This is a genomic window from Nitrospirales bacterium, assembly GCA_031315865.1.
GTDB lineage: Bacteria > Nitrospirota > Nitrospiria > Nitrospirales > UBA8639 > JAGQKC01.
This window is the reverse complement of record JALDRJ010000002.1, coordinates 1,108,032-1,120,122: the sequence shown is the minus strand read 5'-3', so window position 1 is coordinate 1,120,122 and position 12,091 is coordinate 1,108,032. Positions and strand designations below refer to the sequence as shown.

Sequence of the window (12,091 nt, the reverse complement as noted above, 5' to 3'; positions counted from 1 at the left end):
TCCGTAATCGTGTGCCACGGGATTCTGGGCCTGAGATCGCTCGGGTGCGCTCGTGAAGGCTTTGGTGACAGGAGCCACAGGGTTTATCGGTGCGGCGGTGGCTCGCGCGCTTCTCGATTCCGGCGTGACGGTTCGCGCCCTTGTTCGTCCCACGAGTGATCGCCAAAACCTTGATGGCTTGCCCGTGGAGCCGGTAGTTGGAGACCTGCTGGATCGCGCCTCACTTCGCCAGGCCCTTGAAGGATGTCAGCACCTCTACCATGTGGCCGCGCATTATGCGTTATGGGATAAAAACCCCGAAACGTTTTATCGAATCAATGTCGAAGGCACCAAAAATCTATGTCATGCGGCCGCAGAGGCCGGAGTGGAACGGATTGTCTATACGAGCACCATTGGCGCCATCGGACTTCCCGATGGTGGTGGGCTCGGGACGGAAGATACGCCCGTGACTCTGAATCAAATGGCTGGAGACTATAAGCGGTCAAAGTATTTGGCAGAGCAGGAGGTCATGAAACTGGCCAAAACCGGTCTACCCGTGATTATCGTCAATCCTTCCGCCCCCGTAGGCGCGCGCGATGTAAAGCCAACGCCCACCGGTCAGATCATTGTCGATTTTATGCTGGGGAAAATGGTGGCCTACATCGAGACCGGTATGAATCTGATCGATGTCGATGATGTGGCCATCGGCCATCTTCGCGCGATGGAGCGGGGCCGGGTGGGAGAACGGTACATTCTGGGAAATCGCAATGTGACGCTTCGGGAAATTTGTGAAATCTTGAGCGATCTTACGGGTATCAAAGCTCCAACGATCAAGCTGCCCTGGCGGGCCGTCTTACCGCTCGCTCATATCAATAAATGGGTGGCCGACTATGTGACCCATCGCACTCCGCGTATTCCACTGGAGGGTGTGCGGATGGCCAAGTATCACATGCATTATGATAGTGCGAAAGCCCTCAGAGAATTAGAACTTCCTCAGACGCCCATAGAAACGTCGCTCAAAAATGCCGTCGATTGGTTTCGCGCCCATGGCTATGCCTAAATACTAATTCGTGCAACGAGATTCAACGTCCCTCGCTCGTCCATGGAGTTTGCGCTTCTTTTTTTCAACACGATCCTGCTTCGCCCCTATGTCTTTTTCTTCCTGGGGGTTTCACTGTTTGCATCACGTCGGCTTCTGGGGTGGAAACGAACAGGACTCCTGTTTGGCCTAACCTGGCTGATCGCATTCCTTGCCGAGTTTTCCTCGACCCGAATCGGATTCCCGTTCGGAGATTATTATTACAATGCGTCGACCGTTGGCCAGGAACTCTACATCTTGAATATCCCGTTCATGGATTCTCTGTCTTTTACGTTTCTTCTCTATGCCAGCTATTGCATGGCTTTAACCTTTGCGTTGTCAACGCGGCGATCAGGGCTGATTCCTCGCTGGGACTGCAATCGGCTGGATCGAACTTCATGGGCCGTTGTCTGCTTAACGACATTGTTCATGACCTTTATCGATATTGTGATTGATCCTGTCGCTCTACGGGGTGATCGCTGGTTCTTGGGGCTCATCTACGGCTACCCGGACACGGGCGTGTACTTTGGGGTCCCCATCGCCAATTTCCTGGGATGGGCCACGGTCGGACTCTCTTCGATCGGACTGTACGGTTTTATTGATCGTTCCGGCTGGCTCGAAGAGGCCATTCCCGATGAGATCGTGAGTGGAAACCTTCTTTGGGGGGTTGCCCTGTACTACCTGGTATTGGGGTTTAACCTCGTCGTCACGTTTTGGATCGGCGAATACTTGATTGGAATGGTGGGTTGCTTGATTTTTCTTCCGATTTCCGTGCTGCTTGGTCTCAGAATTTGTCACGGAGCCTCCGCCCCCCAGACGAGCCAAACCTGAAAAATGAGAGAAACCATCCTGAAGCACGATTGTACGAAGAACAGCTCAGTCTTCCCGGCTTCAATGGTCTGCGAAAAATGCTTGAGCCTCACGGTAAGCCCCGCTATGATGAGTGCAAAGCATGACTGTGGAGAGAATCGACTACCGGTAGAGGAAGTTCCGCTCTAACGTACATGCAGAAATATCTCACCGTGGCATAAAGGACAGCATGCGTGGATTTTTAATTCGATGCGGAATAACCGCCGTGGCGGTCGTGTTGGCCAGCTATATTGTCCCCGGCATCGAAATGCAAAGTCTCCTGGCCGGGCTGGTGGCCGCGATCGTCTTATCGTTCTTGAATGCCCTGATAAGGCCCCTGTTGTACCTGCTGTCCGCCCCGCTAATCTTGTTCACGCTGGGGCTGTTTATGGTGTTCATTAACGCCTTCCTGTTGAATGTGGTTTCGTTTTTCGTCAAAGGTTTCGTGGTAGAAAGCTTTTGGTCGGCGATAGGGGGAGCCATTCTCATTAGCGTTGTGAGTGCTATCATGAATATTTGGATCGCTGAACATGGGCAGGTGGAAGTGGCCATGACCAGTTCACGACGAAAAATCCGTCACATTAATTAATGGAGAGCGTGCGGACGGTCGTCGAGATTTCCGTTTCCGTCGAAAATCCTGTTTAATATAGATACAGTCGCAAGCGACTATAGGAGACGAGAGGAGAGTCCTGGGCTATGCCGAGACCGGAGGAACCAACACTGCCAACGAAACAAAGTACGCTTCAAAAAATACTCACGTCGGCTGTCAATGAACTCGGGGTGGAGGCCATCTTGGTGGCCATCATTACGAGTGATGGAGGGCCTTTTCTCCCACAAGTATCGCGGGGATTTACTTCTAGAGAGATTCGAGCCATCTTGAGAACGTTGTCTCCCCAAGACTGGGGGAAAACCGGATCAAAAGGACCGGCTTCGGATTCTGAGTTGAATAAGGTTCTCCGGCTTCGAATGGTGACTCCCGGGAGTAAAATCCTGATCAGTGTCCCGTTGAAACATGGCGGACGAATCTACGGGACGTTGATCCTGGGACGGAAAGAAAGCTCACCACTGTCCAAACGAGATAAATCAGCGGTTGAACGAACCAGAAGCTTCATCACGGAAGAATTGATGAAGGCGGGCCTCTTTAGTTCCTCTTTAATATTAGGCCGCCCGCTTGTGGCAGAAGAGCCTCTGCCACCGGACGGTGACGGGGTTCATCCGAACCAGCCACGAGCCTACTCCAATCCAGTCATTCAGGAACGGGTGACCACGTTGTTGAGCGAAATGAGTGAAACCCTGCCCTTTGAGCGAGCCTGGGTCACGATTTACGACCCCATCGCCGCAACGCTTGAAGTACTTGGCGGGATCGGGAACGCCAAACGCGATCTGGTCCCAGGCCAGAGACTGCTCTTGGATGAGTCGGCGTCTGGTTGGACGGTCCGGCATAGAAAGCCGCGGGCCGATCATAACCTGGCTTCGACTCAGGGCCGTTTCCAAGATTACAAGCAATTGTACAAAGACCGATTTTCCTCGACGGTCGTTGTCCCGTTCTTTGTAAGAGGTCGAGTGGCCGGTACGGTAACCTTCGCCTCAAAATCACCTTCCCAGTATGAATCAAATGGGTTCCAGATTGGACAAATTGAACCCATTACGACGAAGTTAGTGGAATTATTCGAAGACCCTTCCGCGCAACTGGCTATTCTTTCCGAACAAAAACCAGTTGACGGAAAACCTGTGGACCGTCATAGAACAGAAATTTCAGAGCCGGCTATTCGAAGGGAAGAAAGACGAGTGGCGTTGGATGAGGTGAGTTCATTTCTTGCTACGGAAATACGGGAACCTATGGGGTTCATCCGGGCTCAACTCGAAGAGATCACCACTGAAGCCACCTTGGACTTTGATTCACAGACCCGGGTGGAGACAGCCATGCGTGACTTGATTCGTATGGAATCCATACTTCACGAAATTTTGGACTTTGCGAAACCTCTTGAGCTCGATCGACGGCCATGTCGAGTGCCCGATCTTCTGGACCATGCGCTTTCTCTCATTTCTACAGATATCCGTGTGAACCGTATTGATGTTCAAAAGGCCTACCCTTCACGATTGGCGCAAGTCCGGTGGGACGAAGCGAAGATGCGTCATGCTTTTCTGAGCATTTTCAAGAATTCCTTGGAAGCGATGTCTCCCGGTGGACAGCTTCGTATCTCGGTGACCTCACTGAAAGAACCTCGAAATCATATCGGCATAACCATTGAAAATGACGGAATTCCCATCCCTCCGGAACACGTGGATAAGGTTTTCGAGCCCTATTTCACCACCAAACGGTCAGGAACGGGGCTCGGCCTGGCCACGGTGAAAAAAATCGTTGAAGAGCATCAAGGGCAAATTCAGATAACGAGCGGACCTGAGCAAGGGACGACTGTAACCTTGCAAATGCCAGCCTTACGACCTCGCGTCCCCTACAACAGGGCCAGACGACGGGGAGCCAGAAGGCCATCAACAAGACGTTCGAACTAAACGGGAATTGCCTTGGCTTGACAGAGATATGGAGTTAGGAATATTATTCCTTTCCTTAAAGTGAGATGAAGGCCAAGCTCTATACAGTTTTTCCATTGTTAACCTGTCTATAACAAAGGAGTGGACTTATGAAAGCGATTGGAATTATTTTTGGCGCGATGGGTGCCACCCTGCTCGCAGTTTCTTTGGCATGTGCCAACCCAGCGTTGCTTCCTAAGCATCCCGGCTATCCTGCTAAAGGCAAATCCCCTGCAACGGGGCAAGCCACGGCTTATGATCAAGGGCAAACGAATGCCAGCGATCTCCAAGCATCCACGATGTCTTATGATTCAGCCATCGTGAATGATGTGTCAGACCCCAACAGAATGCGCGTTAAAAAGTCGATGGGCGCAGGTCGGTTGCCGGAAGTTGAGGGCCCCTTGAATAAGGTACCCATCAATCCAGGTGGAGCGACTTCGACGGTGATACAATAATCTTCGCCGTTCCAAGATAGATAATAGTCGGTCCAAAAGGTCGAAAAGAAATTTAAGCAGAGAAAAGGGAAGAGCTCCATCGAGGGGTTCTTCCTTTTTTTTGCCATCGCACTTGGCTAGTCTAGCGAACCCAAATACTTAAAGTGAGGACTCCAGTCGATCTGCACCGCCACCCCACATCTTTAGGGCAAATAATTAAAGACAAGATCACGAAGAACAGGCCACTCACGTTCAGAGACTTCATGGACTTGGCCCTCTATCATCCCAGGCATGGGTTCTATACAAAAGGCCCGATCATCGGTCGTCCCAATGGTCAATTTAATACCAACGCCATGTACCACGCCTTTGCGTTCACTCTCTACCTGGCTATTCAACAGGCGGAAGATACGCTGGGCGAACAGTTGCGAATCGTAGAATTCGGAGGAGGGACCGGAGAGCTTGCAGCCAATATCCTCTCCTACTTCCCATCCGCTCGAGACTACGTCATTGTGGAAACGAGCCCCGCGCTGAGAACCTTGCAGCGCCAACGGGGCCTCAGGTCTATTGAAAAGGCAGATGACCTTGATCCCGCTCCAACCTTCGTCCTCGGCAATGAAGTGTTGGATGCTTTACCAGTCCATCGGGTGATGGGTGATGGGTCTGGCCATCTGTTGGAACTCTACGTTGGGGTAGGCGGTGACGGGGAATTGATCGAATGGCCGGATTCGCCCTCAACGCCTCTGCTGGCTGAACGGCTTCAAGGTGAAAACATCAGTCTAGGTAGAGGACAAGTCGCTGAAATATGTTTGGAACTCGAGAGTTTTCTTCGTGCAATCGCCAAGCTGATTTCGAAGGGGTGGTTGGTGCTGATTGACTATGGAGATGAAGCGGAGCAGGTCTATTCCTATCAACGGCGAAATGGAACATTGCGGTCATTTCGAGCGCAAAGACAAACTTTTGACCCTTTTGACTATGTTGGCGAGCAAGATCTGACGGCTGATGTCGATTTTACGGCGCTCCAGCAGGCCGCCGGTAAGGTTGGGTTAAACTGTGCCACAAGAATGCGTCAGGGAACGTGGTTAAAATGTCTTGGAATTGATCGATACGCAGATCATGTTCAAGATCGCCGGCAGGCAGAGTCAGAAATCGAACAATTGACGAGCATGGCACGATTAGGCAGTAGCTTTGATGTTCATGTATTCAGAACAAAAGATCTACCTGATTGGCCTAGCCTACACTTTGTCTAGAGAATGAGTGTCAAAATGTCCCACATACTGCCAAAAAAATATCATGTGAACCCTTGTTTTTATTTGCCATTTGTTTTATGCTCGATCATCAATCCTGTGTCACAGATACATTCACATGGAATGATGTGAAACAGGGTATCAGAGTTGCGATATCATATTATTTATTGCTTTGAATGTTTTTTAATACTCTGATAAAATCATAAATTATATCTCCTTTCTCCCGCATTTGTTTTCTATTAATCCTGCCTTTATTTTCTATCAGGTTTTCCGTCCTTGAACTCTAAGTAAGGCCACATGATTGTGGCGATCGTAAGAACATTTCATGCCAACCCTTCTGGCATGAGTGATGCATTAGCTAGTTGATTATGGAGGCATCAATGGCTAAAGCGAAATCTACGCACATTCCTGTGACACAATTCCACTCAATGATTGTGAGTATTACGCAAAGCCAAAGATCGTGAGAAAAACAGTGGGAAGGCAGGAAGCTTTCACGAAGGAGGTACTGATATGAACTGTACACGATGCAGCGGACTCATGGTGGTGGATAATTGTTTGGACATCAAAGGGGGGCCTGGAGAATTATGGATTAAAGCCCTGCGATGCGTGATGTGTGGAAATCTCGTTGATCCGACGATCAATAAACATCGTTCGGGTTTCAAGGCGGAAGTTCTTCCTTTCCGTAAACGGCTCCGGAGAGCCCCGCGCACTCCAGTGGCACGGTTATCCGCCTGATCATCAGAGGAGTGTTGGGCCACATTGATTCTCGACATGTGGCGTGGACATTCTGCGTTCAGTAGGTATCCCCTCATTTTCCGACCTTCTGAATCCGTGCCTACTGGCCTTTCGTGGCCGTCAATTATTCGGTGAGACGTTCATGATTTCCGAATGTTCGACGTCTGGGCGTCCCCGGCATTTTTCTGTCCAAATAGTTGCCCGAAAAGTTCAGACAACATACACTCCCCTTCAATGCTCTACACATCGTAGGGATTCCCTTATCAACCAACCCCTGATCGGCCGTACGTTTATCTGCTGCTTGTGAAGGCAGGGATGATACGAAGGTACGACATATGACCGCTGACCAGATTATCTTGCTGAGCCTGTTAGGCGTCATTTTTGTCCTTCTGATCTGGGAGCGATGGCGGTACGACGTCGTGGCTGTGGGGGCGCTCGCGGTTGGCGCCACCCTTGGCGTTGTTGCGCCGCGCGATGCGTTTCAAGGGTTCGGACATCCGGCCACGGTGACCGTCGCCGCGGTGTTAATCATCAGCCGGGCGTTGAGTAACACCGGCGCAGTCGATTTCGTCACGAATTACGTCAAACTCGCTCTGCGTTCTCCCTCGCTTCACATCGCGGTGTTGTCAGGGCTCGGCGCGATTCTTTCCACGGTTATGAACAATGTGGGGGCGCTCGCCCTTCTCATGCCCGTGGCCATTCAAACATCGGAGGAAGCGAAGCGTTCGCCGGCCATTGTGCTGATGCCCCTCGCGTTTGGCACCATTCTCGGGGGCATGGTGACCCTGATCGGGACGCCGCCAAATATTATTGTCGCGTCGTATCGTCATGACATCGCCGGGTCCGCCTTTAAGATGTTTGACTTCTCTCCGGTCGGGGCGGTCGTCGCCAGTCTTGGCCTTGTCTTTGTGACCGTGATTGGATGGCGTCTCATTCCGGAGGCCAGACGCAAACACAGCGCGCCGAAGGAGTTGTTTCAGATCAAGGATTACATCACGGAAGTTCGCGTCACCAAGGATTCCAAGGCGATCGGCCAATCACTGACAGAGCTCGAAAAAATCACCGAAAACACGGAAGCGCTGATTGTCGGGCTCATCCGTGGAGATCAGTCTATTCGAGGAGCCGTGTGGCGCGAGGGCATTCAAGAAGGCGATATTCTCGTGATCGAGGCGGGGCCGCAAGGGATTAAAAAGTTCGTCGAGACGCTCAAGCTCGAACTGGCCGGAACGCAACCGAAAGAAGAAGTCGAGGAAAACGGAGAAGCCAAATCCGTGATCCCCAAAGACCAGGTGCTCATGGAAGCCGTCATTCCGCCGAACCGTTCGTGGCTGGTAGGGAGAATGGCGGATACCCTTCAATTGCGTTCACGGTTTGGCATCATGCTGCTTGCCGTGTCCCGGCAGGGAAAACCTTATCGTGGCCGGTTGAAGTCTTTTCGATTCCGGGCCGGCGATGTGCTGCTTCTGCAAGGGGAAAAAGAGCAAGTGGTCGAAGTGATCTCCTCGCTCGGGTGCCTTCCGCTGGCTGAACGTGGGATAAAAATTCGAGAAACATCTCAGGCCTGGCTTTCATCGGCACTATTCGTGCTCGCCATTGTCAGCGCCACTCTTGGGCTGTTAGCTTTGCCGGTCGCGCTGCTGCTCGCGGCGGTGCTGATGGTGATGATGAACATGGTGCCGCCGCGGGATATCTATGATTCCGTGGACTGGCCGGTCATTGTGTTGATCGGCGCCATGATTCCCATCGGAAACGCGTTAGAAGTCAGCGGTGCGACGGCCATTATCGCAGAGTCGCTGGTCAGCGTAACCACGGGCCTTCCTCCTGTGGCGATCCTCGCCATGATCTTGGTGTTGACGATGACGTTGTCGGACATCATGAACAACGCGGCCACAGCCGTCGTGATGGCTCCGCTCGCTTGGGCGCTGGCTCAAGAACTCGGAGTGAACCCGGACCCGTTTTTGATGGCCGTGGCCATCGGAGCCTCATGTGCGTTTCTGACGCCTATCGGCCATCAGAACAATCTTCTGGTCATGGGGCCGGGAGGGTATCGATTCGGGGACTACTGGCGGATGGGCTTGCCATTGGAAATTCTTATCGTCATCGTGTCCATCCCGACTTTGCTGTGGGCGTGGCCGCTCTGAGCGCGACTCCATGTCATCGCGCGGGGTGAGTAGATGTCCATGCATTGGAATTTAATGGGATTGGCTATAGTCTTCCGTTCGGGCACAGACCTGAAACGGTAGGATGGGAAGGGTGCCGGTCTTGATTTTCCAGATCGGGAATCCGGTCATCTCTGGAGAATCGTGAGTCAGCCGCGAAGAAGTGGCGGATGTTTTGGCGTGGCGAGAGGCAGGCTGTGAAGAGCCCTCGATATCGAAGGCTAAGGGGCTGGTGAGTAATCCTCTTGGCATTGGAGAGAGTGCAGAATCCGTCGTTTTGACAAAGCTGCTGAACCGCCCGTTTTTCTGTGAAGCGCAAGCCTCCCCGTAGAGACTCGTCACGTTCGTGATTTTCGCGGGCAAGGGGACGATCGTGCCGCTCAACTCTTGAATCGGCGCTTGAATATTGATGATTCCGGCCCCGCCAAATTGCGACGAAGCATCTAAGACACTCGTGGGATCGACTAAGATTGCGGCATTGGCCGTGATGGTGATCGGTCCTCCATCGCCAAAGACGGCCGTGCTTAAGATGTTGCTGCGTTGGATGATCACATAATCGGGGTCGATGTCGATCTCGCCCGCAGTAGCCGAACCTTCCAGCACTTGGGTTGTCACATCACTGTTGGTGATGTAAATGAGATCACCGGCTGTGAGCTCGATGTTTCCACCCAGCGCATTCGCGGCATTCGTCGACAGGGAGCTGTCAGAGACTTGAATCGTCCCGTTGGCCGTGACATCGATAGATCCGGCAGTACCGGCTTCAGGCTTCCTGGACGTGCTGTTGGCGGAAATGGTCGATCCACCGGCCAGGCTCACCTGATCGGCCACAATATTGATCGTTCCTCCATTGCCATCAGAGCTTGTGCTGGCCTGGATTTCGCCGCCGTTGCTGATGACCAGAGGCCCATTCACATCAAGAGCAATATCTCCAGCGTCGCCGATGGATGCAGACGGCGGGGCAAAGCCGGCAATAAAGAAGGGATTGCCTGAGCTCGAGGTGATGGAACCGCCGTCTGCGACACGTAATGTATCGGCGCTGATCGTTAAGTCCCCGCCCCTCCCTTCGTTCTGACTTTGCGTGCTGATGGTACTAAACGCACCGATGTTCACTTCCTGCGCCGTAATCGTGGCTCCGCCTGAAGGACTTCCCCCTCGAGAGATGACCGTAATCTCACTTTGCTCACCAATTCCGCTTCCAGCACCACGCATATTCAGATTTCCAGTGAGGTCAATGGTCAGACTTCCAGTGGTCTGATCGGAGATGGGAGAAAAGAATGACTGAACGTCGACTCTACCACTATCTCGTAAATCCAAATTTTTGGCTTTGATGTCGATATTCCCTCCTTGCCCACCTTGCGCAAGAAAGGTGGAGATGCCTCCGCGTTCATCTAACAAAATATCTCCACCCTCAAAGGTTGTGATTCCTCCAGACAAGATTTCTTTGCCGACTGTGATACTGATATTGCCCCCTCCTCCACCGCCTGCCACTGCCACTGACTGAGCTGTGATGTTTCCTCTATTAATGATCTGCCCGTCTTGAACGATGATATCGATATCCCCAGCCTTGCCCAACCCGAATGTTTGTGACTGGAGTAGAGCGCTCTCTTCCAATATAAGGTCATCTCCGACATTCAGGATGATACTTCCTCCATCTGCGGAACCATTTCCGCTTGTTTGGAGCACCGCGCCACGCATTCGCGCTGATCCGGTTGTTATGTGGATGTCTCCGCTTTGGTCTCCTGGACTATTTGGGAGCACTTCGGATCGTATTCCTGTTCGATCTTCTATGGCCGCTTCCGGGTCACCCAGAATTTCGACATGGCCAGCATCGATGCGAATCCCTCCAGATTCTACTCCTTGGGGGGCTGTTTCAGTAACGTTGGTTTCGAGGCGGGCGCTTTTGGTGATCGACACACCATTCGTGACGTCAATGTCGATGCCCCTGCCGGCGACTATCATTGAATCATTGGCCGAGATGTCCGTTATATTGGCTGCGATGTTCGCGTCCTCTATCGTGAGATCTCCACCCCGAATCGTAATAATGCCTCCGCGAGTTCCACTGGTCACGATCGTAGCTCCCTGGTTGATCGCGATGCCGCCCAACGAGGGAGAATCTTGGGTCGGCCCGTCTTGCGCGTTGATTCCGCTCGCGTCGAGTGTTGTTTTATCGACGGAGACATGGGCCACATCGGCTGCTTGCGGACCGCCAATGCTCACGATGTTGACCGCTCCGTTCGGAGTCTGCACGGTCCCGTTCCTGATTGTGACGCCTTCCACCGTGTGTTGATTCGCGGTGGCCTCGCGGCCGATGAACGATACCCCACTGCCTTGTAGCGACTCGAATCCCTGGACAAGAATCGCGGCTTCGGCGTCCGGCGCGAGAACGGGTGAAGTATTTCCCAGGAAGTGAAACGCTTCCGGCGAGGCGGCAGTAAGCAGCGCGTCTTCTGAACCTGGTATGGCAGTAAACACACGCCCGTCTTCCAGCATCACCCGATTGGCGGTGCTGGCGTAGAAGGCGCCACCGATATCGAGCGACGCGTTGGGACCGAAGACGATTCCTTGCGGATTGATCAGAAAGAGATTGGCTTCTTGAAAATCTGTCGTCTGAATCCTGCCGAATATATTGGATGGATTGCCGCCCGTGACCCTGCTCAAGATGTTTTGGGTTGGCAGGCCGCGGTCATTCAAGAAATTCGCGACATCGCCTGCTCCGACATGAAACTCTCCAAAACTATGAAAGAGGTTCGGGCCGGGAATGCCCTGCGTAGTCTTTGGTCGTGTGCCCCCAGTGATATCGGTGACGGGCCCATTGGGAGGAGCCACGTTCGTAGCGAGTCCAGATGGCGTAATATTCGTGGCGACTTGCGCCGAGGCGGATGTTGAGAGGCAAGGCAGCGTGATAACAGAGGATACGAGAACAAGTAAGGGAAAGAGTCCAGAGCGTTTCGGATTGGGGAGATGGCAAGTCTTCATGACACCGTTTCCTTACTCACGAAGGACTATAGCCTACATGAGGGCATGTGGAAACGACAAGTGATGAGGGAGAGACGTCAGACGTCAGCAGGCAGATGGAAACGA

General features: G+C 52.6%; 9 protein-coding genes. 8 read left to right on the top strand and 1 reads right to left on the bottom strand.

What is annotated here, in order from left to right; translation table 11 throughout:
- Positions 1 to 52: 52 nt before the first annotated feature.
- The 8 genes from MRJ96_05185 to MRJ96_05150 all read left to right on the top strand — a co-directional run bounded on the left by MRJ96_05185 (position 53) and on the right by MRJ96_05150 (position 8,992).
- Positions 53 to 1,039: an NAD-dependent epimerase/dehydratase family protein gene (locus MRJ96_05185; protein ID MDR4500829.1), complete on the top strand. Its 987-nt coding sequence runs from the start codon at positions 53 to 55 to the stop codon at positions 1,037 to 1,039.
- 42 nt (positions 1,040 to 1,081) lie between these two features.
- Positions 1,082 to 1,888 (top strand): carotenoid biosynthesis protein, encoded by an 807-nt coding sequence (locus MRJ96_05180; GenBank protein MDR4500828.1) that lies wholly within the window; start codon positions 1,082 to 1,084, stop codon positions 1,886 to 1,888.
- A 208-nt stretch (positions 1,889 to 2,096) separates the two neighbouring features.
- Entirely contained in the window at positions 2,097 to 2,495 is a 399-nt protein-coding gene (locus tag MRJ96_05175) for a phage holin family protein (protein MDR4500827.1), read from the top strand.
- A gap of 107 nt (positions 2,496 to 2,602) precedes the next feature.
- The gene (locus MRJ96_05170; protein MDR4500826.1) at positions 2,603 to 4,420 is read left to right on the top strand and encodes an ATP-binding protein; all 1,818 of its coding nucleotides are present in this window, start codon (positions 2,603 to 2,605) and stop codon (positions 4,418 to 4,420) included.
- Between the two features lie 128 nt (positions 4,421 to 4,548).
- Complete coding sequence (locus MRJ96_05165) at positions 4,549 to 4,893, top strand: hypothetical protein (protein ID MDR4500825.1); 345 nt, start codon at positions 4,549 to 4,551, stop codon at positions 4,891 to 4,893.
- A gap of 242 nt (positions 4,894 to 5,135) precedes the next feature.
- Entirely contained in the window at positions 5,136 to 6,119 is a 984-nt protein-coding gene (locus tag MRJ96_05160; protein MDR4500824.1) for an SAM-dependent methyltransferase, read from the top strand.
- A 507-nt stretch (positions 6,120 to 6,626) separates the two neighbouring features.
- Positions 6,627 to 6,851: a hypothetical protein gene (locus tag MRJ96_05155; GenBank protein ID MDR4500823.1), complete on the top strand. Its 225-nt coding sequence runs from the start codon at positions 6,627 to 6,629 to the stop codon at positions 6,849 to 6,851.
- Positions 6,852 to 7,186: 335 nt separating this feature from the next.
- Positions 7,187 to 8,992, top strand: a complete 1,806-nt coding sequence (locus MRJ96_05150; GenBank protein MDR4500822.1) for an SLC13 family permease — start codon at positions 7,187 to 7,189, stop codon at positions 8,990 to 8,992.
- A 51-nt stretch (positions 8,993 to 9,043) separates the two neighbouring features.
- Here MRJ96_05150 and MRJ96_05145 read toward each other — a convergent pair whose 3' ends face one another.
- The gene (locus MRJ96_05145) at positions 9,044 to 11,986 is read right to left on the bottom strand and encodes a filamentous hemagglutinin N-terminal domain-containing protein (protein ID MDR4500821.1); all 2,943 of its coding nucleotides are present in this window, start codon (positions 11,984 to 11,986) and stop codon (positions 9,044 to 9,046) included.
- Positions 11,987 to 12,091: the final 105 nt, after the last annotated feature.

Coding starts and splice junctions, on each gene's coding strand:
- MRJ96_05150 (MDR4500822.1), top strand. CDS start 7,187: ATGACCGCTGACCAGATTATCTTGCTGAGCCTGTTAGGCGTCATTTTT.
- MRJ96_05145 (MDR4500821.1), bottom strand. CDS start 11,986: ATGAAGACTTGCCATCTCCCCAATCCGAAACGCTCTGGACTCTTTCCC.
- MRJ96_05165 (MDR4500825.1), top strand. CDS start 4,549: ATGAAAGCGATTGGAATTATTTTTGGCGCGATGGGTGCCACCCTGCTC.
- MRJ96_05160 (MDR4500824.1), top strand. CDS start 5,136: ATGGACTTGGCCCTCTATCATCCCAGGCATGGGTTCTATACAAAAGGC.
- MRJ96_05155 (MDR4500823.1), top strand. CDS start 6,627: ATGAACTGTACACGATGCAGCGGACTCATGGTGGTGGATAATTGTTTG.
- MRJ96_05170 (MDR4500826.1), top strand. CDS start 2,603: ATGCCGAGACCGGAGGAACCAACACTGCCAACGAAACAAAGTACGCTT.
- MRJ96_05175 (MDR4500827.1), top strand. CDS start 2,097: ATGCGTGGATTTTTAATTCGATGCGGAATAACCGCCGTGGCGGTCGTG.
- MRJ96_05180 (MDR4500828.1), top strand. CDS start 1,082: ATGGAGTTTGCGCTTCTTTTTTTCAACACGATCCTGCTTCGCCCCTAT.